The following is a 25,713-nucleotide window of genomic DNA, read 5'->3' as shown; positions in this document are numbered from 1 at the left end:
CTTTACCCTTTAAAGTGCCGTAGCCGAAGCAGAGGTCCTACCTCCGGAAGGAGAAGGACTGGCAGGGTGTCTCTCGCGAGGGAGAATCTGAAGGGCCTACAGGCAAAGTCCAGCCCGGAATGCGGTGAACCAGAGGTGGCGGCGATGTTGGGTGACCCGCCCAGAAAACGGGGAAACCTGTGCGAATGCGCATATCTTGCAGGAAAGCACGAAAGGGATATGACCTGCAAGGCTCATCGACGTGATTAGGGTCAGGATGGATGGAACAGAATGTGCAGATGACCGAGGGAAGTCTCGTAGTCTCCTTGACGCAAACGCGGGCAAGGTAGGGGAGGTATAACCCAAAGGGGAAAGCCAAGCCGACGGGCTGCGAGATGGCGGATCGTTCCATAGTAGCGAGTAAGTCCGAGCCGATGAAAGCTGGTAACAGACTGGAGGGGAAAACTCGGATGAGTATGCGCGGATTTTTTTTTGAAGCGGTTGTAAGCTTTGAAAACTGCGAGTCGCATAACCTGCTTCCACTTCAAAAGAGGGAAGACAGAGGCAAAGGGAACGTGCTTCGTCAAAGTCTGTGAGTTCGAGTGAATGGAGATCGTAAGCGCCTTAAACAGAAGGGCAGTGCCAAGAGGGTGCGTCCCGCCGATGGCGAAAGAACTTCAAAGGACATAGGACTGCTGGCGACCTGAGTACGCACTGCGAGGTTGAAGCGATTGGCGAAAGCCTAATACGCAGCCGCGAAGGGCTGAACAAGCAAGGAATCGATCTTTGTAGCAAGGACAAGATCAGCTTGGTGAGTAGCGGTAAAGGTGGTGAAACACCAATGAAACCGAAACGAAGATACTACTCCTTGATCGACAAAGTATACCAAATGGACAATCTGTACGAAGCGTGGCTATCGGTCAAGAAGAACCAAGGAAGCGGCGGAATCGATGGAGTAAGCATCGAAATGTTCGAGAAGAATGTGGGTATGAACCTACGGGAGCTCCAAAGGTTGCTACAACAAGGGCGTTATGAGCCCGACCCTGTTCTGCGACATTACATTGAGAAGGACAACGGGAAGCAAAGACCGCTCGGTATTCCCACCATTCGAGATCGCGTATGCCAACAGGCGGTACGCCAAATCATAGAGCCGATCTTCGAGCAGGACTTCTACTACTACAGCTTTGGCTTTAGACCTGGATATTCCGCGCACCAAGCGATTCATACGATTCGGCGAGCAAAACGCGGCGGATACGACTATGTGGTAGACCTCGACATCATGTCCTTTTTCGATGAAATACCGCATGACATGCTGGTGGAAAAGGTACGTGAACGAATAACTGACGGGAAAGTGCTGACGCTCATTCGCGGATGGCTTACCGCGGGAGTCATGGAAGATGGCCAGTTCCATGAAACGGAAGTCGGGTCCCCGCAAGGTGGTGTCATCAGTCCGCTGCTTGCGAATTTGTACTTGAATCATTTCGACTGGGGAATGAAGGAGAGAGGCTTTGCCGTGGTCAGATATGCGGATGATGCCGTCATTCTTTGCAAGACAATGGAACAGGCAGAAGAAGCCTATAGAGCGGCGAGGACGATACTGGAAGAAGAACTGCGGCTGCGGATGCATCCGGAGAAAACGAAAGTGGTGCATTTCGACGAAGGGTTCCGCTTCTTGGGGTTCGACTTCTGGAAGAATTATCTCATCTTGCCGGACGCCAAAGTAAAGAAGTACAAAGATAAAGTCCGCAAGATCACCCGTAGGCAGCAAGGGAACAACCTTGAGGAAATGATCAAGAAGCTGAATGAAGTGTCGCGAGGATTTGGAAATTACTTTGGGATTGGGAACGTAAAGAGCAAGTTTCAGCGGCTAGACGAATGGTCACGCATGAGAGTACGAGCTTTCATGCGGAAAAAGAAGTCTACGGTTTCAAACAGGCTTATTCCGAACAAAGCGTTGGAAGAAGCTGGCATGGTATTTCTAACAAACCTACTCACCACACGTTTCTAATTCAGGTGTGAAATATGCAGCCCGGTGACGGGTGAAGACGACTCGCTCCTGAAGATGGGGAACTGACGAAGGAAAGCCGTGTGCGGGAAATCCGCATGCACGGTTTGACGGGGAGTCCGGGGAAGTAATTCCCCGTCTTACCCTACTGCATGGATGAAGGAGCTGGACCGCATTGTGTCGAATAATATCAAGACTACATTTCAAGTCGAGGGTGCGTGGGCGAGGGTGCGGTTGAACATCGTAAAGTTCTCGGATGAAGACGAGCGACGAAGACTTCAGGAGCTGTATGCTTTAGATATCGTGGATACGCCCGGCGAGCCGGCCTTCGATCGGATTACTCGATTGGTTGCGGACGTGTTCCAGGTGCCGACCTGTTTAATTACGCTGGTTACCGAAGACCGGCAATGGTTCAAGTCGTGCTTCGGGCTTCAGGAAGAATTAGAGCGTTCCCGCTCGACGGAGCGGGAAGCCGCCATCTGTCAATATGTGGTCGCGGAACGGGAACCGGTCGTTGTGACGGATGCCCGTCTGGACGAGCGGTTCGCGGACAACCGGTTCGTACGCCAAGAGAACGGGATCCGCTTCTATGCCGGGGTCCCGATCCAGACATCGAAGGGGAACATTCTCGGCTCACTGTGCATCATCGATACGGAGCCGCGAACGATCGGAGAGCGCGAATTGGCCCGGCTTGTCGAGTTTGGCCGTTGGGTCGTGACCGAAATCGAGCTTCGCCGGGACTTGCGGGAAAAGGAATTACTGGCCGAACGACTGCAGCAGGTGATCGCGAAGAGCGAGTCTCAAGCGGTATTGATCCGACAAGCGTTTGAGTCGGGCTTGGAGGGAAGGCTGCTGTGCGACGGGAGCGGCCGTATCGTACTGCATAACGAAAAGCTGGTGGAATGGTTTCGCGTTCAACCGGCCCATTATCCGGATGTCAGAGCTTTCGCCGAGCACCTGCTGCAAAGCGGCGAGGCTCGTTCCCCCCAGCTGCTTGAACGTCTTGAGCAACTGTTAAACGGACATGTGGAGCTGTTCGCCGAACGTCTTGATTACCGGTTGAAGGACGGCGAGCGCCGTGTCTATGAGGTGACGGGATATGTCATCGGCTTAACGGAAACCTCGCCGCAGCACTATTACATCGGCATTCGCGATCGGACGGACGAGGAGAAAATCGATCGGATGAAAAGCGAGTTTATGAGCGTCGTTTCGCACGAACTGCGGACACCGTTGACAAGCATCATGGGTTTCGCGGAAATCATCAAGGAACGGAATCCGGAGGCGGACAAGAGGCATAGCTATTTGCAAACGATACACCGGGAAGCGAAGCGGCTTACGTTATTGTTGAACGATCTGCTGGATCTGCAGCGGATGGAGGCGGGGCAGCAAAGTTATTCGTTCTCGCCAACGGACATGCGCAGCCTTGCGGCCGAGGCCGTCGAAGGCTGGAAGGAGCATGCGACGCACCGCATCCTGCTGCAAGCCGGCCCGAACCCGTTGTTTGTCTTTTCGGATCCGGAACGGATGAAGCAGGCGCTTGTTCATTTGATCAGCAATGCGGTGAAATACTCGCCGGAGTCGGATCGGGTCGAAGTGAAGCTGATGGAAGAGGATGGAAGGATTCACGTTACGGTTCGCGATTACGGGCTGGGAATTCCGGAGCGGGCAAGGGAGAAGCTTTTCACGAAATTTTACCGCGTCGACAATTCGGATCGCCGTAAAATGGGGGGGACCGGACTCGGTCTTGCCGTTGTGAAACAAATCGTCACCGCGCACGGCGGCTCCATTCATTATGTATCGGAGGTTGGTCAAGGCTCTTCATTCACGCTTGCGATGGATAAGTATGCAATACCCTCCCCCTGAATTTCAGCAAACCGTCCGAAAGACGGCTGCCGGGAGGGTGTGCAGGAATTCAGGACCATCTATAAATCGGCGGGTTCATCCGGTTTGGAGGCGCTGCATCTATGCTTCGTCGTAGTACATCACTTCTTGGTTGAATGTGCGATTGATGGTTAGGAACGTATGCATCAGTTCGAATAACTCCGATTGGCTCAGCTCCAGCGCCTTCGGCGACGCCGCAGCCGCTTCCTCCCTGATGCGTAAGCGGACGGCCTTGTCTCCGGAGTTGATTTGAATTTCCAATTGCTGCATTTTTAATACGCTTTCCCACATAACGGTATCACCTGTCCCTTATTGTTATTCGGTCGTCCTGTTTACGGACGCGAGATTAAGTATATGCGAGGATCGGATTGAATATGACAACTCTTTCCCGTATCACGGGAGGGACGCTTCAAATTCGATTCGGGAGCGGTTATAATGAAGGTTGATAGGAGGAATGGCCATGGAGACGCAAGACCAGAACGGATGTCATACGGAGAACGGGAGCGCCGATGCCGGAAGCGAACGCAAGAGCCACCACTCCGATAAAATGAAAAGCAACCTCGTCACCCGGCTCAACCGGATCGAAGGCCAAATTCGCGGCGTTCGCGGGATGATCGAGAAAGATACATACTGCGACGACGTGTTGAACCAGATCGCGGCCATTCAATCGGCGTTGAACGGCGTAGGAAAGTTGCTCCTGGAAGGGCATATGAAAAGCTGCGTAGTCGAACGGATTCAGTCGGGCGACCGGGAGGTCATCGACGAAATTCTCGTCACGATGAACAAGCTGCTGAAGTAGCTGCGCCGGGTTGACGACAATCGAAATTCTTAGAAGTCCGCATGGGTTGCCGCGGGCTTTTTTGATTTGCAGCGCAAGAGGTGCTCCTGTTTCAGTCGCGGCTGTCATAGCAAGAGAGGGGATAATGGGCGCCTCCACCAATCATACAACCTTGACCTTGCTTGTGGCAAATAATTGAACATTCAATAGTTTAGCATTAAACAACTTGCCAGCCCCAGTATTCTATGATATTTTATTTTGAGAATAATTATCATTATCATATGTGGGGGGTTATGAGGTTATGAATCATAAAGGCTGTATACTTTCATCCGTTTTACTAGGGTCAGCGCTTCTGTTCGGCGGGTGCGCTGCCCAAACAACGCCTGCGGCGACGCAAGGGACGGAAGCGAAGAAGCCCGCCGATGCCGCAGACAACGCCGCACTGAAGCAAGCCGCCGAAACTTACCGCAAATACGTCATTGAGCAGTGCGACTTATTCGTGAAATCTACGGGCGAATTCGCAGCCGCTGTCAAAGCGGGCGACGTGGCCAAGAGCCAGACGCTCTACGCGCCTACCCGCATGTTCTACGAGCGGATCGAACCGATCGCGGAATCGCTCGGGGAGCTGGATCCTAACTTGGATGCACGCGAAGGGGACGTCGACGAGAAGGAATGGAGAGGGTTCCATCGGATCGAAAAAGCGTTATGGACAGACAAGACGACCAAGGGACAGGAGATCTACGCCGACCAATTGCTGAGCGACAGCAAGCTGCTGCGGGCTAAAGTGGAGAATGTGGAGATTGATACGTCAATGCTCGTAACCGGTGCGGTCGAGCTCTTGAATGAAGTGTCCTCCTCTAAAGTGACGGGCGAGGAAGAGCGGTATTCGCACACGGACTTATACGATTTTGCCGCGAACGTTGAGGGGGCGAATAAAATTTTTGACATCCTCAAGCCGGAAGTGGAGAAAAAGGATGGCGTACTTGCAAAGCAAATCGCCGACCGGTTCAACGATTTAAGCACCGCGTTGGCACCTTATAAAAAAGGCGACGGGTATGTGCTGTATACGGAATTGACGCCGGATCAGACAAAAAAGCTTAGCCAGGCACTCGATGCGCTCGCCGAGCCGCTGTCCCAGATGGGCAAAGTACTGGAGGGCTAAGACGTGAAGCTTAACGGAAATCAACAACCGTTGCCGCCTGCGGACGAAGGGCGAGGACCCGGCCAGTCGGGGAAGTCGGTTGTCAGCCGCAGGGAATTGTTGAAAATGGCCGGTGTCGGCGGGCTCGGGTTACTGGTCGGCTCGGCTGGCGTCGGCAGCGTGCTTGCGGAGTCCGGTATGTGGAGGGGACGCACCGCACCCCGTTCGAACGAGCAAATTCCGTTTCACGGAGATGTTCAAGCCGGGATTGTAACCCCTTCGCAAAACTTTGTTTGCTTCGCCGCCTTCGATCTGATCACGACACGGGCGGAGGATCTTCCGGTGTTGCTCCGGAAATGGACGGACGCCGCCGCCCGTATGACCGAAGGCCGTCCTGTCGGCGACGAGAACAGCAATCCCAACCTGCCGCCGGCGGATACGGGAGAGGCATTTGGGCTCAGCCCGTCGAAGCTGACGTTCACGTTCGGCGTAGGCCCTGCGCTGTTCGACAGCCGATTCGGGCTGGCGGCCAAACGGCCCTCGGCCTTAGGCGAGTTGCCGCGATTTCCCGGCGATCAGCTGCGCGCCGAATGGTGCGGAGGGGACATCGGGGTGCAGGTATGCGCGGACGATCTCCAGGTTGCCTTCCATGCAGTGCGCAACTTGGCGCGAATTGCTCGCGGCACTGCCGTTCTGCGCTGGACACAGGAAGGCTTTCAACGCACGGCTGCCGCTTCGGGCAGCGGCGATACGCCGCGTAATTTACTCGGCTTCAAGGATGGAACGGCCAACCCCGATACGAAGGACGCGAAGCTGATGAATCAGGTTGTCTGGGTGCAGCCTTCGGATGAACAGGGGTGGATGCGAGGCGGCAGTTATATGGTAGTGCGGCGCATCCGGATACGGGTCGAGGTGTGGGACCGTACGCATTTGAACGAGCAAGAGGCGACGTTCGGCCGTCATCGCGATAGCGGTGCGCCCTTAGGGGCGAAGAGTGAATTCGATCCGGTGCAGCTTGACGCGAAGACGGCTGCCGGCGACCCGGTGATCCCGGTCAACGCTCACGTGCGGATTGCGCGCGGAGACGGCTCAATGCAAATCTTGCGGCGCTCCTACTCGTATTCAAGCGGAATAGATAGGCAGACCGGACAGTTGGATGCCGGACTTCTGTTTATTAGCTATTAGAGGGATATTTTCAAACAATTTGTTCCGATGCAGCAGCGACTGGCAAAGATGGACGCCCTGAACGAATACATATCGCATGTGGGAAGCGCGGTATTTGCCTGTTTCCCGGGCGTGCAGCCGGGCGGTTATATCGGTGATGGGTTATTTTAGTGGAGAAAAGACATTCGAGGTGATCCGTATGAGCAATAATCGATTGGCCGGCGGCTGCAGCAAATGGGGAGCTGTGCTTGCGGTTCTCCTTCTGCTGACGGGGCTGTATGGATCCAGGGGAGCACAGGCAGCAGAGGCGAGCCCCGAGCGGCTGTTGCCGCTTGTAGGGGGAGCGCTGGTCGAAGCGGGCGAGCGCCACTGGCCGAGAACGAACGAGGAGCTGGAGCTGTTCGACACCGAGTGGAAGGCGCTGCAAGCGCCGGGCTCGGATTTGGCCGGACAGGTCGCGAGCGCTTTGACAGCGGCGAAGACGGCGCTGGCCGAAGCGGAAATCAAGCCGGATGCCGCCTATCAAGCGGTATCGCAGCTTGCGAAGGCGACGGGCGATTACGTCGCTGCCTACGAGAAGCAGCAGCATCCGGATGCAGGCAAGCAGGCGGCAGCGTCTTTGCTGCCGATGCTGAAGCAAATATCGGCTGAAATCGGGCAAAACCAATGGACAAAGGCAAATGCGGACTACAAACAGTTCGTCAATCATTGGTTTAAAGTCGAAGCCGCGATCCGTTCCGATAACACAAGCGTGTACGGCAGCATTGAAACGAAAGTCAGCCTGACGCGTATCGCGCTGCAGGCCGAACCGCCGAGAGCGGAAGCGGCGAAGAACGGCGTCGCCGACTTGATCAAGCTCGTCGACGATTACGCTCAGGGCAAATCGGTCCAGGCGCAGGCGTCGGGCGGCGGGCAAAGCGTTGCGGGTGCGCTCGCACTGCTGCAGAACATTCAGCGCGAGCTGCGTGACGGCAGCGTGTCAACGGCGACGGACGACTTGCAAAGCTTTATTGGACTATGGCCTGCGGTGGAAGGCAGCGTGCAAACCCGCTCCCCGGAGACGTATACGCGTATTGAAACGTTAATGACGCAATCCGCCAGCTTGCTGTTGTCGGAACCTCCGAGAACGGCAGAAGCCGAAAGTCTCTTGATCGAGATGGAGCAGGCGTTGGCGCCTTATACGGCCAACGCGGCTTATTCGGCTTCGGACGCGGCCTTAATCCTGCTCCGCGAAGGGGTGGAGGCGCTGCTCGTGCTGACAGCATTGCTCGCATTCGTGCACCGGACGGGGAACGCCTCCAAGCAGAAGTGGATTTGGAGCGGGGCCGTCGCGGGTTTGGTTGTGAGCGGCGCTCTTGCCTTGGTGTTGACGCTTGCGTTCGCCAGCGCGGAGGCAGGCAGCACCCGGGAGATGCTGGAGGGCGTGACGGGCCTTGTATCTGTCGTCCTGATGTTTACGGTTGGCGCCTGGCTGCACAGCAAATCGCAGACTGAATCGTGGAACCGGTTCATCCGCGACAAAATCGGCATTGCGCTGGCGAGCGGCAACTTGTGGTCGCTGTTCTATATTGCTGCTCTGTCTATTTTGCGCGAAGGGGCGGAGACAACGATCTTCTACATCGGGATGGCGCCTTCCATCGAGCCTCTACAGCTGCTGCTCGGCATCGGCGCTGCAGCTTTGCTTCTGATCGTACTCGGTGTGCTGCTGGTCAAAGGGATCGTGCGTCTGCCGGTCCGACCGTTTTTCTTAACGGCGACGCTGCTTATTTACTATCTGGTCGTTAAGTTTCTCGGCGAGAGCATTCACTCGCTGCAGGTGGCCGGGCGAGTACCCGCTCATGTGCCCGGTTACTTGCCGACCTTCCCGGGGCTTGGCGTCTATCCGACATGGGAGACCTTGGCTCCGCAGCTGCTCGTATTGCTGTTCATCGTGATCCAGCTGGTGAGGTTCGAACGCAAGCGCAAAGCCGGCACGACCGGCCTGGAGTCCAGGCCGGCGTAACGAAGGCAGCCATTCCTTCAAGGAACGGCTGCCTTCGTTTGATCCCCTTATCACCAAGAGACGTTTGCTGGACAGAACAAAATGTAATCATGGCTATTTACGCTGTCAGCGTTTTCATGGTATATTGTAATGGATAAGCAGGACACAGAATGTTCACAAAATCAGCCGAGTAGAAATCCGTTCACACGGGACAGCGATCCTGTTACCGATTAACGGTTCACACCAATTGAACAGTGTGCCGTTGGCGCTTGGTAGAATTTCTGCTTAAGGCTAACCGCCGCATTCGGTTTACTTCGGGCTTCCCGTGTAAAGCGATTCGCGGCTTTTTTATTTGATACAAAAGGGAGGAATGGATTTATGGAAAAAACGAAAAACCGGTGGCTGATCGCTGCCGCAGCGGTCGGCATCCACATCTCGATCGGCTCGGTGTACGCTTGGAGTGTGTTTACGAAGCCGCTCATCAATGAATTCGGGTGGAGTATTAAACAGGTTACTTTCACGTTCAGCTTGGCTATCTTATTTCTTGGCTTGTCTGCGGCGTTTCTGGGTCATTTTGTCGAGAAGCACGGTCCCCGAAAGGCAGGGCTGCTGGCTACCGTTTTCTTCGGGATCGGCATTGCCGGGTCCGGCCTTGCCGTGAACTTATCGTCGTTGCCGTTGTTATATTTATTCTACGGCGTTTTCGGAGGCATTGGTCTGGGCGTCGGTTACATCACGCCGGTCTCTTCCTTGGTCAAATGGTTCCCGGACAGAAGGGGCCTCGCCACCGGACTTGCGATTATGGGTTTTGGTTTTGCGTCGTTGATCAGCAGTCCGGTCATGGCTCGTCTGATCGACTCGGTTGGCATAGCCAACACCTTTTACATCTTGGGCGCCGTCTATTTCATTCTGATGGGCGGCTCCTCGCTCTATCTTTCTCCGCCGCCTGCCGGTTGGATGCCGGAACAATTTAAGGCTGCGATCGAGTCCGGCAGGAAGAAGATAAAGGTCGATCTCTCACAGCTTACAGCCAACGAAGCGGTAAAGACGGCGCGCTTCTGGATGCTTTGGTTGATGCTGTTTATCAATGTCACCTGCGGTATCGCCATCATCTCCGTGGCTTCTCCAATGGCACAGGAAATTGCCAAAATGGCACCGCTCGCAGCGGCCTCCATGGTCGGGCTGATGGGCTTGTTTAACGGATTGGGACGGATCGGGTGGGCGTCGTTCTCCGATTATATCGGCAGACCCAATACATACACAGCGTTTTTCGTCATTCAGATCGGAGCTTACTTATTGCTCCCCGCCGTTTCCAACGCCTGGCTGTTTCAAATTTTGATCTTTTTGATTCTTACATGTTACGGCGGCGGCTTTGCATCCATACCGGCCTATATCGGCGACCTGTTCGGCACCAAACAGCTCGGGGCGATACATGGTTATATTTTGACCGCATGGGCGGCGGCAGGGCTGGCCGGACCTATTATCGCGGCCTGGGTGCGCACCGCGACGAACAGCTATATCGGCACACTGTATATTTTTGCGGGACTGTTTGCCATTGCGCTCGTGGTTTCGCTGCTGATCCGGATCGAGATCAGGAAGCTTCAGTCGGTTAATCCGAGCGTTGCTACCGAACCGGCAAGATAACCTCCAGGCTACAGGGAGGACCCCCGGGCACTAACACGGCGTTAGTGCCTTTTTTGGTGCGCCTCACAGTCGCACAATCTAGGTGGTTCAAATCCACTCGGTAACTTTACCCTTTAAAGTGCCGTAGCCGAAGCAGAGGTCCTACCTCCGGAAGGAGAAGGACTGGCAGGGTGTCTCTCGCGAGGGAGAATCTGAAGGGCCTACAGGCAAAGTCCAGCCCGGAATGCGGTGAACCAGAGGTGGCGGCGATGTTGGGTGACCCGCCCAGAAAACGGGGAAACCTGTGCGAATGCGCATATCTTGCAGGAAAGCACGAAAGGGATATGACCTGCAAGGCTCATCGACGTGATTAGGGTCAGGATGGATGGAACAGAATGTGCAGATGACCGAGGGAAGTCTCGTAGTCTCCTTGACGCAAACGCGGGCAAGGTAGGGGAGGTATAACCCAAAGGGGAAAGCCAAGCCGACGGGCTGCGAGATGGCGGATCGTTCCATAGTAGCGAGTAAGTCCGAGCCGATGAAAGCTGGTAACAGACTGGAGGGGAAAACTCGGATGAGTATGCGCGGATTTTTTTTTGAAGCGGTTGTAAGCTTTGAAAACTGCGAGTCGCATAACCTGCTTCCACTTCAAAAGAGGGAAGACAGAGGCAAAGGGAACGTGCTTCGTCAAAGTCTGTGAGTTCGAGTGAATGGAGATCGTAAGCGCCTTAAACAGAAGGGCAGTGCCAAGAGGGTGCGTCCCGCCGATGGCGAAAGAACGTCAAAGGACATAGGACTGCTGGCGACCTGAGTACGCACTGCGAGGTTGAAGCGATTGGCGAAAGCCTAATACGCAGCCGCGAAGGGCTGAACAAGCAAGGAATCGATCTTTGTAGCAAGGACAAGATCAGCTTGGTGAGTAGCGGTAAAGGTGGTGAAACACCAATGAAACCGAAACGAAGATACTACTCCTTGATCGACAAAGTATACCAAATGGACAATCTGTACGAAGCGTGGCTATCGGTCAAGAAGAACCAAGGAAGCGGCGGAATCGATGGAGTAAGCATCGAAATGTTCGAGAAGAATGTGGGTATGAACCTACGGGAGCTCCAAAGGTTGCTACAACAAGGGCGTTATGAGCCCGACCCTGTTCTGCGACATTACATTGAGAAGGACAACGGGAAGCAAAGACCGCTCGGTATTCCCACCATTCGAGATCGCGTATGCCAACAGGCGGTACGCCAAATCATAGAGCCGATCTTCGAGCAGGACTTCTACTACTACAGCTTTGGCTTTAGACCTGGATATTCCGCGCACCAAGCGATTCATACGATTCGGCGAGCAAAACGCGGCGGATACGACTATGTGGTAGACCTCGACATCATGTCCTTTTTCGATGAAATACCGCATGACATGCTGGTGGAAAAGGTACGTGAACGAATAACTGACGGGAAAGTGCTGACGCTCATTCGCGGATGGCTTACCGCGGGAGTCATGGAAGATGGCCAGTTCCATGAAACGGAAGTCGGGTCCCCGCAAGGTGGTGCCATCAGTCCGCTGCTTGCGAATTTGTACTTGAATCATTTCGACTGGGGAATGAAGGAGAGAGGCTTTGCCGTGGTCAGATATGCGGATGATGCCGTCATTCTTTGCAAGACAATGGAACAGGCAGAAGAAGCCTATAGAGCGGCGAGGACGATACTGGAAGAAGAACTGCGGCTGCGGATGCATCCGGAGAAAACGAAAGTGGTGCATTTCGACGAAGGGTTCCGCTTCTTGGGGTTCGACTTCTGGAAGAATTATCTCATCTTGCCGGACGCCAAAGTAAAGAAGTACAAAGATAAAGTCCGCAAGATCACCCGTAGGCAGCAAGGGAACAACCTTGAGGAAATGATCAAGAAGCTGAATGAAGTGTCGCGAGGATTTGGAAATTACTTTGGGATTGGGAACGTAAAGAGCAAGTTTCAGCGGCTAGACGAATGGTCACGCATGAGAGTACGAGCTTTCATGCGGAAAAAGAAGTCTACGGTTTCAAACAGGCTTATCCCGAACAAAGCGTTGGAAGAAGCTGGCATGGTATTTCTAACAAACCTACTCACCACACGTTTCTAATTCAGGTGTGAAATATGCAGCCCGGTGACGGGTGAAGACGACTCGCTCCTGAAGATGGGGAACTGACGAAGGAAAGCCGTGTGCGGGAAATCCGCATGCACGGTTTGACGGGGAGTCCGGGGAAGTAATTCCCCGTCTTACCCTACTCCCTGAAATGGAATAATGGAGTATCAGGGACCTAATCGGAGACCTGAAGCGAAGAGGAATGAACCAGTTGGGGTTGAACCGGAATAGCCCTGGGCCTTGATAATTGTTGACATTCACGAAAAGCATCATGTTCGCAACCAAGACATTGAGCGTGATTAAGTTTGGTTAAGGCAAAGCTAATGGCATTGCCTGTTTGGTCAAAAAAGTGATCTTGCCCGATGATTTCGTCCAAGCCTGTTTTTTTCAGCAGTTGGCGCGGTTGGTCCTGGATTTCAGAAATGATCACGACGCCGCCGTGCTTCTTTAAGTGTTTGGCTATACTTGCTAAATGGGCTTCTCCGGTTGCGTCCATATATGGAACATGGCTCATTTTCAATAGGAGCACTTTAGGTTTGTTATGAATCTCGTCCATGATGGACTTTTCAAAACGATTGGCAACCCCGAAGAATAAAGCTCCCTCTACGGTGTAAATGCTGATTTGCGGGCAATTACGCTGCTCGTGGATGATGTGAGCGGATACTTTTTTGTTGTTGTCGGAAGGGTCGGGCAGTACCTTGGTCGTACTAAGGAGAACGCTCATATGCTTCACAAAGATTATGCCTGATAATACTAATCCCACTTCAACCGCGGTCGTCAGGTCTGTAAAGACAGTAAGAAGAAATGTACTTACCAAAACGAAAGATTCCGCAGTTCGGGTTTTCAGGATGTGGGCAAACTCTTTACGTTCGCTCATATTCCAAGCGACAACCATTAAGATCGGAGCCATACTGGCAAGAGGGATATTCGAAGCGTATGGAGCAAATAGGAACAAGACTAAAAAGACGACAATACCGTGAATGACCCCGGAGAGGGGAGACGCCGCGCCGCTTTTTATATTCGTTGCCGTTCTGGCTATAGCCCCGGTGGCAGGAATCCCCCCGAACAACGGAGTGATCATATTGGCGATGCCTTGACCGATCAGTTCACGGTTGCTGTTATGTCGAGTGCCTGTCATTCCGTCAGCAACTATGGCTGAAAGCAAGGATTCGATGCCGCCTAACATGGCAATGACTAGAGCTGGTTTTATTAAATACATCATATGTTCAATGGAAAGCGAAGGCATGCGAATGGCGGGGATGCTGTTTGGAATTGCGCCGTAGGTCGAACCAATCGTTGCAACCTTGTCAGGATACAACAAAGAAGCGACAACAGTCGAAATCAATAACCCGACTAAGGATCCGGGAACTTTCGGGAACAGTCTTGGTGTTAGGATGATAAACACGAGACATATCAGCGCTGTTCCTACACTGTAACTATTGGTTGACGCCATGTGTATACCTAATTCCTTCATGTTGGCCATGAAATTCTCGTGCTTTTCAAGCTGGTGCAAACCAAGGAAACTGGCAATTTGACCTGTAAATATAGTAACGGCGATGCCAGAGGTAAAGCCGATAATAACGGGGCGCGGAATAAATTTCATCACTTTACCAAGTTTGAACAGACCCATGATTACCAGAAGGACCCCAGCCATAAAACCGGCGATAAGCAAGTTTTCGTATCCATACTGCATCACGATGGCAAACAGAATAGGAATGAAAGCTCCAGTCGGACCGCCAATTTGAAAGGTTGACCCGCCCAATAAGGATATGATGATTCCAGCAACAATCGTTGTGTATAACCCGTATTCAGGCTTGACACCTGAAGCAATGGCAAACGCCATTCCTAATGGAATGGCGATAATACCTACAATCAACCCCGAAATGAAGTCCTTCTGAAAGCTTTCTCTGTTATAGCCCTGAAATCTGCCGGTAAACGAAAATTTCATATCCAGCATCGCCTTTCTGAATATTTGAATATTTGAATATATACAAACATATAAGGAAAACGTTTAATTGTCAATTTCGGATTCCGTAGAAATGTTCAAAAAAAAGGAGAAAATCGAGTATAACAACTCCAATTCCTCCTTATGAAGAAGCGATTTAATTGTTTTTAATGTTTTCCAGCATGGAAATGGCATTCACAAGGTGATTGTCAAAAATTTGTTTCGCAACCAGCAGCAAGTCCTTAATTAAAGGATCGGTTAAAGAATAAATAACAGAGGTTCCATCCTTAATCCCATAGACCACGTTCTTATTTCTTAGTACGGCTAACTGTTGGGAAACCGCAGACCCTTCGCTTCCCAAAATCGTTTGAATCTCATTCACGTTCTTATCGCCCTCGGCTAAAACTTCAAGAATTTTAATACGCAAGGGGTGGGCTAACGCCTTGAAAAAGTCGGCTTTAAAATCTTGTATTTCTTGATACATAACGTTCTCTCCTACATGATCGGAAATTTGAATATACAGATATCATATCACAAACCGGCAATCGTTGAATAAAGTTTCAGAGAATGGGGGCATCCGGGCAGCAGCGAATATATCCCCGGAGCCGGAGGGACTTCATGAGGCCGCTAATCAATGCCCGTGATTTGTTTTTATCATAACATTTGATTTGAAATAAAGCGTTTTTCTTTTTCCATCAAAAAAAATGACGAATGTATATCAATCTGTTGAACATGGATGGTGATATGGGCTCATCATTGGATGGGTTCTTCCAGCGAAATGGATGGTCATAATTAGTGACCTTTTGGATGGTTCGTTTTATCGCTTTTTCTTTTATTATAGTTGTTAAGTTGGAATTCCTTTCTCGTTTGGTTTTGAAGTACATTCATAGGGTTAGGGGGATGATAAGATGGCTTATGAAACCGTTTGGGCAGAAGATCCATCGAAGCTTAACAAAATCGAAATGATGAAGCTCGAAAAGGACGGTCTGGATGTTATTCGTACCATTATTGAAAGGTATGCGAAGTAAGGATATGAATCCATACCTGAAGATGAGTTGAACCGGTTCAAATGGGCCGGCGTGTATGAGCAGAAGCCGAGGGATGGCCATTTCATGATGCGCATTCGAATTCCTTCGGGCATGCTCACTGCCAGGCAAGCGCGGACACTTGCAGGTATTTCACTCGATTATGGCCGTAATCTGTTGGACGTGACGACGCGGCAATCTTTTGGTAGAACACTTGCCCGACATCTTTAATCGGCTTGAAGAAGTTGGCTTGTACTCCTATGAGGCTTGCGGCGATTGCCCGAGGGCCATTGTCGGTAATCCATTAGCGGGCATTGACCCGGATGAAATGATGGATACGTCCGAAATTGTACAGCAGGTCAATGATTTTTTTTGTTCTAAACCGCGATTTTTCAAATCTGCCTCGGAAGTATAAAATATCGATTTCGGCAAACCGTTACAACAATGCCCATGCGGAAATTCAGGATTTGGCTTTTACCCCGGCTACGAAAGTGATGGATGGAGAGACCGTCATCGGTTTTCATGTCCAAGTGGGCGGCGTGCTATCGGCTAAACCATTTCTCGCCAAACCGTTGAATATTTTTGTGCGTCCGGAAGAGGTACTGAAGGTCTCCATCGCTGTGACGACCATCTTTAGCGATTATGGGTTTAGAGAAAAACGGCATCATGCCCGGATGAAACTCCTTGTAGCCGACTGGGGACCCGAGAAGTTTCAGGCCAAGCTGGAGGAGCTGGTCGGTCGCTGCCCGAGCGTGGAGAAGACCAGACTATCGGATGGCACGCAGCTTATTTTCACGGTGTGCATCCGCATCGTACGGGTCAGGAAACTTTTCATCAATTTTTCAAGCGTGTGGGCATTCAACAATTTCAACAACGATTCGATGAGGCAATAGCTCGTCCAGCAAAAAGTTTGATTTCATAACATCAGTGTCGCTGCTTAAGAGAGGAGTATCCGGAATGACTGGAGGGTTGGAGGGAAAACGCATTGTCATTGCGGGGTCCCGAAAAATAAGTGAACTGAGCACCATTATTGAAAAGCAAGGAGGCATCCCCGTTGTTCGTTCACAGCAAGGGACCTTGTTCCTTGCAGAAAGCGAGGTAGAGCGCGATCTCCTTCGTGTAGTGGAAAGTGGATCGGACTGGATGATGTTCACAACGGGAACCGGGCTTGAAGCTTTGTTCAATCAGGCGGAACGAATCGGTATTCGCTCCGCTTTTCTCGAAATTGTGAAACAGTCCAAAGTAGCGGCAAGAGGGTATAAAACCTATGCCCTGTTGAAAAAAATGGGAATTCAACCCGTTGCCGTTGATGATGACGGAACGACACAAGGACTTATTAAAGCGCTTGAAACTTATGAATTTACGGGTCAAGGCGTAACTATTCAGCTGCATGGCGAGCCTATGCCATCGTTAGTGAACTTTCTGGAGAACAAAGGAGCCGTTGTCAGGACCCTGTTACCTTATAAACATATGGCTCCGGATGATACCGTGTCGCGCCAATTGTGCCAAGAACTGGCCGATGGTTCCGTGGATGCGGTCTGTTTCACGACGGCGGTTCAAGTCCGGTATTTTTTTCAATTTGTCAAAAGCAACGGGTATTATCCGGCTATTCATGAAAGCTTCAAAAAGAAGGTGCTGGCGGCAGCGGTTGGCAAAGTGACGGCTGAAGCTTTGAAAGAGGAAGGGGTCGAGCGTGTATTAGCCCCTGAAAGCGAGCGGATGGGCGCGATGATTATCGAGCTCGCTCATTATTATCAGAATAAATCTACAGTAAAAACCCACCGATAAAGCTGAGCGGTGGGTTTTTGTGTCTTAATGTGGCAGAAGCCGCCATGAGATCCTACTTGATTTCAAAGTATTTGCTGATTTCATCCAGGAGCAGGTTGGCCGCTTTGTAGCCGCCCGCCAGATTCCAGACCACTTCATTCACTTTATGGGCGTTGTTCGTTTTGGCCACTTTCAAGTTTTTGAATAACGGATCCGTCATCCATTCCTCAGCTATCTTGGCGGCATCGTTCTTGCCCGGGGTTTCGTTCAGGAAGTAGAACAGCACATCGCCATCCATATCCGGGATACGTTCCTTGGTCAGCTTCTCGACGAACTGGTCCTTATCCTGGGAAGCGGGACGGGCAATGCCTAATTGATTAAACAGCACGCCGCTGAACGTCTGCTTCTGATAAATCCGCACATCGCCGGCGGAAAAGCGTACGACGGATACTTGGGTTGCCGCTTTAGCGCCCAGCTTGGCCTTCACATCAGAGACGCGCTTATCGAATGCTGCCAGCGCCTTTTCCCCTTCTTCCTTCTTGTTCACCGCTTCGGCGTACAGCTTGAAATTGATTTTCCAGTCGCCTGCCAAGTCTTGTGCGAAGACGGTCGGAGCGAGTTTTTTCAGTTGTTCGTAAATTTTCTCGTGCCTTACTTTATTGCCGATAATCAGGTCCGGCTTTAGACCGGCGATCAGCTCGATGTTAGGCTGCGTTTCTTCCCCCAGCACCGTAACGCCCTGCATTTCCGCTTTGATATGATCGTACCACGGGTCTCCAACCCAGGATTGGACGGCGCCGACCGGCTTCACGCCTACGGTAAGGAGAGCTTCCGTTCCTTCATTGGTCAAAATGACGACGCGCTTCGGCGTACCCTGTATCGTTTCTTCGCCCATTGCATGCTTAATGGTTCTTGCGGCTTCGCTTTTGGGTGGAGCGGACTCCGTCGCAGCCTGTTGGGATGCGGCGGGGGGCGTTTCCTTCGCTGCGCTGCCGCAGCCGACCGCCGTTAAGAACAGAACAGTTATAAGGATGAACAGCAAGGGAATGCGGTTGAGTCGAACAATCGAAAGCATGATTTCGTCTCTCCTTAATGATTTAGTTTCGCTGCGTACGCAGACTGATAATGGGAATCATTATCATTGCCAATATAAGGGATTAGACTTTGGATGTCAACCACTAATTGATAATGAGAATCAAAATCATTGACAAGGGGGTAGCCCGCCCATACAATGAAAATGTCATTTTTTTAGTAAAATTGCACCTTGTGGAGGGATGAACTTGTATGGCTCATTCGATGAGCAGTCGCATGATGAAGCTGTTCGGATTGGCGGCGGGAGTGCTCTTGTTGCTCGGCTGTACACTCTCTAGCGTTCTGTTCGGCCTTCAACAGTTTGGACTGAGCGAAGTCTGGCAGGCTTATGTACATTTTAACGGCTCCAATGAGCACGTCATTATTACGAATACGCGAGTTCCCCGGGCATTGATCGGAGCTGTGGTAGGCGCGAGCCTGGCCATTGCCGGAGCCTTGATGCAAGTACTGACGAAAAATCCGCTCGCCTCTCCCTCCGTATTCGGGATCAATGCAGGGGCCGTACTGTTCCTTGTGCTCAGCATTTCGGTCCTCGGTTCGGGGCTTACCCTGGGAAGCATGATCTGGGTCGCGTTTGCGGGGGCGGCGCTCACCGCGATGTTCGTGTTTCTGCTGGGCTCGCAGGGCAGGGGAGGCTTCGATCCGGTCAAGCTGACGTTGGCGGGTGCTTCCGTCGCTGCTTTAGCTTCTTCAGTTACAGCAGGCGTCATCCTGATCGACAAGCAGTCGCTTGATCAAGCGCTGTTCTGGATGATCGGCTCTGTTGCGGACCGGGAGTTGAAGCATCTCGCGGTCGTTCTTCCGTATGTTGCTGCTGGCTGGGTGCTGTCGATGATTTTATCCGGGTCGCTGAATGTCGTGGCCTTGGGAGACGATGTAGCGAAGGGATTGGGCCAACGAATTGTGCTGATCCGTACGACGTCCGCCATTGCTATTGTATTGCTGGCCGGTGGCTCCGTTGCCGTAGCAGGTCCGATCGCCTTTGTCGGGCTTATTGTGCCGCATCTGTGCCGTTATTTGGTGGGGAACGACCACCGGTGGCTCCTGCCCTATTGCGCGATCACAGGCGCGGTACTGCTTGTTGCGGCAGATCTCGCCTCCCGCTTTATCATCATGCCGAAGGAAGTCCCCGTAGGTGTCGCAACGGCCCTTCTGGGGGTTCCGTTCCTGATTTATGTGGCAAGAAGGAGGGCCCATGCTTAAATCCGGAAAACGAAAGGGGCTCCTTACCGCCCTCGTGCTTTGCCTGGTTTTACTCGTCCTGTCCTTGGTCAGTTTGTCGATGGGCAGTGTCCGTATTCCGTTTACCGAAGTGATTATGGCGGTCATCGGGCATAACGGCGAAAGCAGCGGGGTGGTCGTCGTGGAGTTTCGGCTGCCGAGGGTTGTCGCCGCTATATTAATCGGCGCCGCCATGGCGGTTTCGGGCGCATTGCTTCAGGGGGTCATCCGCAACCCGCTGGCCGCTCCGGATTTGTTGGGCGTAACCGGAGGAGCATCTGTTGCCGTTGTGGCGTTCATGACCTTGTCCGCAGGCGCCTACAGCATCCACTGGGTTCCCGTCATCGCAATTGTGGGGGCGTTCGCTGCAGCTGCATTAAACTACATGCTGGCATGGAAGAAGGGGGTCTCCCCATTTCGGCTGGTGCTGATCGGTATCGGTATATCGACCGCAATTGGCGCGCTGACGACGTTCATACTGATAAGCGGCCCCGCTTATCTGGCCTCCCAGGTGCTGAACTGGATAACCGGCAGTATATACGGAACAAACTGGAAATATATAGCTGCACTATTCCCGTGGGTTGCCGTGTTCCTGCCGCTTGCCTTCCTCTTCGCCAAAGAGCTGAATGTTCAATCGCTGGGGGAGGACGTTGCCGTCGGTCTTGGAAGCCGGCTTCAGCTTAACCGCTTTATGCTTCTTGCTATTAGCGTCTCCCTGGCCGGGGCTGCTGTCGGCGTAGCGGGGACGATTTCGTTTATCGGTCTGCTTGCGCCGCACATGGCCAGAAAGCTCACTGGCAATTCCTATAAAATTTTGCTTCCGATTTCCGCGCTTCTTGGAGCAATCATCGTACTGTTAGCGGATCTGGCGGGGAGAATGCTTTTCCAGCCGCTGGATATCCCTGCGGGCGTATTTACGGCGGGGATCGGCGCACCGTTTTTCATGTATCTTTTGTATAAACGCAGATAAACCGACAGTCCGTTCCGAAGAGGGGACCCATCCGCAGGGAAGGGTTCCTTTGTTTGCGTTCGGGCCAAAAAGTAGGTTTGACGGATCAAGTTAGAGGGACAAAATAACTATTGCACTGATAATGATTATCATTTACAATTAGCAACTATGGCGGTGTAAAATATTACCAATGCCTCGACAGTTAAGAACAGGCAGGTTAGAGACAATTCCCCAAAGGAGGAAAGTTTATATGACGAAGGGCAATGCGATATATCTTGAAAGCCAGCAGCGACGCGAATCTAATGCCCGTACGTATCCGCGCAAGCTTCCCATAGCCATTATTGAAGCCAGAGGAGTGCAGGTGAAAGATGCGGACGGCCGGATGTATTACGATTGTCTTGCCGGAGCGGGAACGCTTGCCTTAGGCCACAACCACCCCGTGGTGGTCGAGGCCATGAAGGATGTTTTAAACTCCGGTATGCCTCTGCTTACGCTTGATCTGACAACGCCGGTCAAGGAGCGATTCGTCGATGAGCTCTTCGAAGCCTTGCCATCGGAATTTGCGGGTAAAGCCCGTATTCAGTTCTGCGGCCCATCGGGAGCAGATGCCGTTGAAGCGGCCGTGAAGCTGGTCAAGACGGCAACGGGAAGAAGCGTCATGATGTCCTTTCACGGGGGATACCACGGTATGACGGGCGGCGCGCTTAGTTTGACGGGGAATTTGCAGCCTAAGCGCCAGGTAGGTACGTTGATGCCGGGCGCACACTTCCTGCCTTATCCCTATGATTACCGCTGCCCCTTTGGAATCGGCGGGGAGGAAGGGCATCAAGTCGGAAGCCGCTATATCGAGCATTTGCTCGACGATCCGGAGAGCGGTGTGCTGCCGCCCGCCGGCATGATTATGGAGTTAGTTCAGGGAGAGGGAGGGGTCATTCCCGCGCCCGATGCCTGGGCTCGGGAGATTCGGCGAATAACGGGCGAAAGGGAGATTCCGCTCATCATTGACGAGGTGCAGACGGGGATCGGCCGAACAGGCCGCATGTTTGCTATCGAGCATGCGGGCATTCAGCCCGATGTGATCGTTATTTCCAAAGCCGTGGGCGGAAGTCTTCCGCTGTCCGTGATCGTATACCGGGAGGAGCTTGACCGATGGGAGCCGGGAGCGCATGCGGGTACGTTCCGCGGAAATCAATTGGCGATGGCAGCAGGTACAGCGTCGCTGCGGTTTATCCGCGAAGAACGGCTGGTCGAGCATGCGGCCCGTGTCGGTCAGCGCCTCGTCAAGCACTTGGAGCAAACCCGTTCTGCCGTAAATTGCATTGGGCAAGTGAGGGGCAGAGGGCTGATGATCGGCGCGGAGATCATCGATCATGAACGCGCTTCGGACAGGCTTGGAAGCTATCCCGCCTACAGTGAGCTGGCTCGCGAAATTCAACGGCAATGTTTGAAACGAGGCCTCATTCTGGAGCTCGGCGGACGACATGGCAGCGTAGTTCGTTTCCTGCCTCCGTTAATCGTAACGGAAGAAGAAATCGATCGAATCGCGGAAATTTTCCATGAGGCTGTTCTGGCGGCGGAACGCCATAACCGCATTCCCCAGGGGGTCTTCAGGTGAACGGTACCTTCGCAACGGATTTTTTGAATCACAGCGAGGAAAGCCAGGTGCTCTTCCGCAAGCATATGAATACGGCTTTGGGCGTGTTAATTCGCGATTTTGCAAGTGCCAAGCATCCCTACAGCGGAGCTCTGCCTGATCAATTGGCGGCTTCCTTACGGCAGCGGCCGGTTTGTCCCGAGCAGGGCATCGGTATGGCGGAGCTGCTGGATTTCATAGGTGAGGCTGTACTGAAACATTCAGCGGTAGTGACCCACCCGGCTTGTATGGCTCACCTTCACTGTCCGCCCCTGCAGGCTTCATTGGTTGCGGAGGCGCTGCTTTCCGCGGTGAATCCTTCCATGGATTCGTGGGATCAAAGTATGTCGGCCACGATGCTGGAGCAAGAGGTCATCGGCTGGTTGTGCGGGTTGTTCGGATTCGCAGGCAGAGGCAGCGACGGCGTGTTCACCAGCGGGGGAACGCAGTCCAATTTCATGGGATTACTGCTTGCCAGAGACCATTATTGCTGCATGCGCTGGAACTGGAATGTGCAGCAGCGGGGATTGCCTCCACAGGCTGACCGCCTCCGGGTGCTGTGCTCGGAAGAGGCCCATTTTACAGTCAAGCAATCGGCGGCTTTATTAGGTCTGGGACAACAATCCGTCATCACGGTGCCCGTGGATTCGAAGGGCCGAATGCACAGCGATCTTCTGGAAAGCACAATCGCCCGTTTGCGCGAAGACGAACTGCTTCCCTTCGTACTCGTAGCTACAGCCGGGACCACTGATTTCGGCAGTATCGATCCGCTTCCGGAATTGGGAGAAGCGGCTCGAAGGCATGGTCTATGGCTCCATACCGATGCGGCATACGGCGGCGCGCTCGCTTTGAGCGATCAACACGCCTGCCTGCTTAAGGGGATCGCTTTGTCTGATTCGATTACCGTTGATTTTCACAAACTGTTTTATCAACCGATCAGCTGCGGAGCTTTTTTGCTTCGGGATCGATTGCATTACCGTTATTTGAGGCTTAATGCCGACTACTTAAACCCGGAAGCGGATGATCAGGCGGGAGTGCCTAATCTTGTAGGCAAGTCGGTCCAGACAACGCGCAGGTTTGACGCGCTCAAGCTGTACATGTCGCTGCAGCATGTCGGCCGCGAGCGGTTTGCCGCGATGATCGATCATACCCTGAAGCTGGCGGAGGAAACCGCAGAGCAGATTCGACAGGAGGACGCGCTGGAACTGATAGCAGAGCCGACATTGAACGCTGTTGTTTTCCGGTATGTACCTTCAGTTGGAGCGGAAGACGGCGCTGGCTGGACGGATGAGTTGAACTGCCGGATTCGGGATCGGCTGCTTGAAGGCGGCATAGCGGTTGTCGCCCGGACGAAGGCGAAGGGGAAGGCTTGCTTAAAATTTACGCTGTTGAATCCGTTAGCGACGCTGCAGCATACGGCCGGAATATTGAGGCATGTCATACGCATCGGCAAGGAATTGGAATGTCAATATGCTGCGGAGCTGCTTGCTCGGAAAGGAGTGTTGTCACATGATCGGGGAACGGCCGCTGGAACTTACGGAAGTTTTATGGGAAGAGGGTTGTGAGACGCGTACAATCGCAGCAAGGGCTACGCTGCAAAGCTTGCTTAACAGTTTCCTCAGGGAGACCGGGTTGGGAGATTGGCATGAATCAGACGAGGGTTGGATGCTTCAGCTTCCTCTGGTCAACCAACACGGGACGGTAATCGTCCCGGTGAAGTATAAATCTCCGACCGGAAGGCATCTGCTCCAATTTCCACTTCAATGGAAAGGGAGCGAAGACCTTGGGGCGGTTATGGAGGACGAGCTGGCGATCGCGGAGCGTCTGGTCCGGGAATTGGGACAACGGGTTCAGGTTGACGCGTCCGGGCGAACAGAGGAACTGCTGCAGCGAATCAGGGAAAGCTGTGAACGTATCGAACAGTTTGTTTCCGCCCGTGACGGGGACCGCGAGCAGCTGTACGGCTATGACGGTGATTTTCTTACTGCAGAGCAATCGCTGCTGTTCGGACATCTGCTGCATCCTGCACCGAAGAGCCGCGAGGGTGTTCCCGATAACGCACAGTCGGTGTATTCCCCTGAGCTGAAAGGACAATTTCAGTTGCACTACTTCAGGGCGCACCGATCCATTGTTCGTGAAGACTCGGCGCTTGACCGCATGACGGCGACGGAATGGATTAAATCGGAACTGCGGGATGGTCCGCAGACGGACCTGGATTTTATATCCGCCTATACGGGGCTCGACGACTACACATTGATTCCGCTTCACCCTCTGCAGGCCCGGGATATGCTGCGTAAACCGTCCGTACTGAAGCTGATCGGGGAGGGCTTGCTTCAAGATTTGGGTGCACGGGGACGATTCTATTCGGCGACATCGTCGTTTCGGACCGTGTATCACCCGGAGTCGCCATGGATGGCTAAAGGATCCGTTCCCGTGAAAATTACAAACTCGCTGCGGGTGAATAAATTCAAAGAACTGGAGCGGGGCGTTGAGCTAGCACGGTTGATGAACACGCGAATCGGCGAGGTTTCAAGCCGTTATCCGGCGTTTTCAATCGTGAAGGACCCGGCTTATGTGTCGATTGCTTTGGAAGGGGAGGAGGAATCGGGCTTTGAAGTGGTGCTGCGTGAAAATCCGTTTCAGGGTGATCGGGCGCTTCAAGCGGCGCTAGTCGCTTCACTCATTCAGGATCCGCTGCCCGGTTCCGAATCCCGCCTCAGCCGCATCGTCCGCCGTTTGGCTGAACGGGAGGACCGCACGACGGAAGCCGTCAGTCTGGACTGGTTCCGCCTTTATCTGGAGATGTCGCTGAAGCCGATGCTGTGGCTGTATTTCACGTATGGCATCGCTCTGGAGGCGCATCAGCAAAACAGCGTCGTTCAGCTGCGTGAAGGGTACCCTAACCGCTTCTATTATCGGGATAATCAAGGCTATTATTTCTGCCGTTCCATGTCAGAGCGCTTGAAGCAAGAGCTTCCTGATCTTGGAGTCAAAAGTCAGACGTTCTGCGATGACGCCGTTGCCGATGAGCGGTTTCGTTATTATCTGGTCTTCAACCATTTGTTTGGCTTAATTAACGGCTTCGGCACCGCAGGGCTTGTTGATGAACGTCTGCTGCTTCGCGAGCTGCGATCCGTGCTGGCCGGGTTTCTCCCTATGAACAGGGAGCCGTCCACCTTCCTCCAAAGCTTGTTAGCGGAGGAGAAGCTTCCGTGCAAGGCCAACTTGCTTACCCGGCTGTATGACATGGACGAATTGGTCGGATCGCTCGAAAACCAGTCGGTTTACGTTCTGGTGGATAATCCGCTTGTCTTGGAGGTGCCGGAGGATGTCGGGCGTCTTGATTCGTAATTTAAACCAGCTTTACGAGGATCATCCTCTAGCTACTATCCAGGATCGAACGATCGGTAGAAC

General features: G+C 52.9%; 17 protein-coding genes and 2 pseudogenes. 15 read left to right on the top strand and 4 right to left on the bottom strand.

Annotated elements, in window-relative coordinates; all coding sequences use genetic code 11:
* Positions 1-820 precede the first annotated feature (820 nt).
* Together ltrA (ACZ439_RS01320) and ACZ439_RS01315 are read left to right on the top strand one after the other, a co-directional pair.
* Complete coding sequence (ltrA, locus tag ACZ439_RS01320) at positions 821-1,987, top strand: group II intron reverse transcriptase/maturase (RefSeq protein ID WP_464620539.1); 1,167 nt, start codon at positions 821-823, stop codon at positions 1,985-1,987.
* Positions 1,988-2,161: 174 nt separating this feature from the next.
* Positions 2,162-3,847, top strand: coding sequence for a GAF domain-containing sensor histidine kinase (locus ACZ439_RS01315; protein WP_464620538.1), 1,686 nt, complete (start codon positions 2,162-2,164; stop codon positions 3,845-3,847).
* Positions 3,848-3,946: 99 nt separating this feature from the next.
* Here ACZ439_RS01315 and ACZ439_RS01310 read toward each other — a convergent pair whose 3' ends face one another.
* On the bottom strand, positions 3,947-4,156 hold the full coding sequence (locus ACZ439_RS01310; protein ID WP_054800488.1) for a hypothetical protein: 210 nt from the start codon (positions 4,154-4,156) through the stop codon (positions 3,947-3,949).
* Between the two features lie 169 nt (positions 4,157-4,325).
* Here ACZ439_RS01310 and ACZ439_RS01305 point away from each other — a divergent pair, with 169 nt between their 5' ends.
* The 6 genes and pseudogenes from ACZ439_RS01305 (at position 4,326) to ltrA (ACZ439_RS01280) (ending at position 12,664) form a co-directional block, all read left to right on the top strand.
* Positions 4,326-4,664, top strand: a complete 339-nt coding sequence (locus ACZ439_RS01305) for a metal-sensitive transcriptional regulator (RefSeq protein WP_230876248.1) — start codon at positions 4,326-4,328, stop codon at positions 4,662-4,664.
* A gap of 280 nt (positions 4,665-4,944) precedes the next feature.
* The gene (gene efeO, locus ACZ439_RS01300) at positions 4,945-5,805 is read left to right on the top strand and encodes an iron uptake system protein EfeO (protein ID WP_127608933.1); all 861 of its coding nucleotides are present in this window, start codon (positions 4,945-4,947) and stop codon (positions 5,803-5,805) included.
* A 105-nt stretch (positions 5,806-5,910) separates the two neighbouring features.
* A pseudogene (gene efeB / locus ACZ439_RS01295) lies at positions 5,911-7,119 on the top strand (iron uptake transporter deferrochelatase/peroxidase subunit).
* Between the two features lie 28 nt (positions 7,120-7,147).
* The gene (locus tag ACZ439_RS01290; RefSeq protein ID WP_464620537.1) at positions 7,148-8,950 is read left to right on the top strand and encodes an FTR1 family iron permease; all 1,803 of its coding nucleotides are present in this window, start codon (positions 7,148-7,150) and stop codon (positions 8,948-8,950) included.
* Between the two features lie 357 nt (positions 8,951-9,307).
* Positions 9,308-10,573: an L-lactate MFS transporter gene (locus ACZ439_RS01285; RefSeq protein ID WP_201318757.1), complete on the top strand. Its 1,266-nt coding sequence runs from the start codon at positions 9,308-9,310 to the stop codon at positions 10,571-10,573.
* Positions 10,574-11,497: 924 nt separating this feature from the next.
* Positions 11,498-12,664, top strand: a complete 1,167-nt coding sequence (gene ltrA / locus ACZ439_RS01280; protein WP_464620536.1) for a group II intron reverse transcriptase/maturase — start codon at positions 11,498-11,500, stop codon at positions 12,662-12,664.
* Positions 12,665-12,842: 178 nt separating this feature from the next.
* On the opposite strand, the gene ACZ439_RS01275 is transcribed toward ltrA (ACZ439_RS01280), so the two are convergent.
* Both ACZ439_RS01275 and ACZ439_RS01270 read right to left on the bottom strand, forming a co-directional pair.
* Positions 12,843-14,615, bottom strand: a complete 1,773-nt coding sequence (locus ACZ439_RS01275; protein WP_464620535.1) for a SulP family inorganic anion transporter — start codon at positions 14,613-14,615, stop codon at positions 12,843-12,845.
* A gap of 154 nt (positions 14,616-14,769) precedes the next feature.
* A complete protein-coding gene (locus ACZ439_RS01270; protein WP_127608937.1) occupies positions 14,770-15,096 on the bottom strand; it encodes an ArsR/SmtB family transcription factor in 327 nt (108 codons plus the stop codon).
* Positions 15,097-15,520: 424 nt separating this feature from the next.
* On the opposite strand from ACZ439_RS01270, the pseudogene ACZ439_RS01265 reads away from it, so the two are divergent.
* Together ACZ439_RS01265 and ACZ439_RS01260 are read left to right on the top strand one after the other, a co-directional pair.
* Positions 15,521-16,445: pseudogene (locus ACZ439_RS01265) on the top strand (nitrite/sulfite reductase); the annotation flags it as partial.
* Positions 16,446-16,594: 149 nt separating this feature from the next.
* A complete protein-coding gene (locus ACZ439_RS01260) occupies positions 16,595-17,425 on the top strand; it encodes a uroporphyrinogen-III synthase (RefSeq protein ID WP_127608938.1) in 831 nt (276 codons plus the stop codon).
* A gap of 52 nt (positions 17,426-17,477) precedes the next feature.
* Here the strand turns inward: ACZ439_RS01260 and ACZ439_RS01255 are convergent, their stop codons facing one another.
* On the bottom strand, positions 17,478-18,479 hold the full coding sequence (locus tag ACZ439_RS01255; RefSeq protein WP_141335673.1) for an ABC transporter substrate-binding protein: 1,002 nt from the start codon (positions 18,477-18,479) through the stop codon (positions 17,478-17,480).
* Positions 18,480-18,688: 209 nt separating this feature from the next.
* Between ACZ439_RS01255 and ACZ439_RS01250 the strand changes: the two genes are divergently transcribed.
* The 5 genes from ACZ439_RS01250 to ACZ439_RS01230 all read left to right on the top strand — a co-directional run bounded on the left by ACZ439_RS01250 (position 18,689) and on the right by ACZ439_RS01230 (position 25,650).
* Positions 18,689-19,699, top strand: coding sequence for a FecCD family ABC transporter permease (locus tag ACZ439_RS01250; protein WP_054800225.1), 1,011 nt, complete (start codon positions 18,689-18,691; stop codon positions 19,697-19,699).
* Positions 19,692-20,687, top strand: coding sequence for a FecCD family ABC transporter permease (locus ACZ439_RS01245; RefSeq protein ID WP_054797975.1), 996 nt, complete (start codon positions 19,692-19,694; stop codon positions 20,685-20,687). Before ACZ439_RS01250 ends, ACZ439_RS01245 begins: the two co-directional genes overlap by 8 nt.
* 229 nt (positions 20,688-20,916) lie before the next feature.
* A complete protein-coding gene (locus ACZ439_RS01240; protein WP_054797976.1) occupies positions 20,917-22,281 on the top strand; it encodes a diaminobutyrate--2-oxoglutarate transaminase in 1,365 nt (454 codons plus the stop codon).
* On the top strand, positions 22,278-23,864 hold the full coding sequence (locus ACZ439_RS01235) for a pyridoxal phosphate-dependent decarboxylase family protein (RefSeq protein WP_464620534.1): 1,587 nt from the start codon (positions 22,278-22,280) through the stop codon (positions 23,862-23,864). The genes ACZ439_RS01240 and ACZ439_RS01235 overlap by 4 nt, the downstream gene beginning before the upstream one ends.
* Positions 23,809-25,650, top strand: a complete 1,842-nt coding sequence (locus ACZ439_RS01230; protein WP_054797977.1) for an IucA/IucC family protein — start codon at positions 23,809-23,811, stop codon at positions 25,648-25,650. Before ACZ439_RS01235 ends, ACZ439_RS01230 begins: the two co-directional genes overlap by 56 nt.
* Positions 25,651-25,713 lie beyond the last annotated feature (63 nt).

The organism is Paenibacillus sp. JCM 9796, from assembly GCF_055379675.1.
The sequence above is the reverse complement of the archived record's forward strand: the minus strand, read 5'-3'. Positions and strand labels throughout refer to the sequence as shown.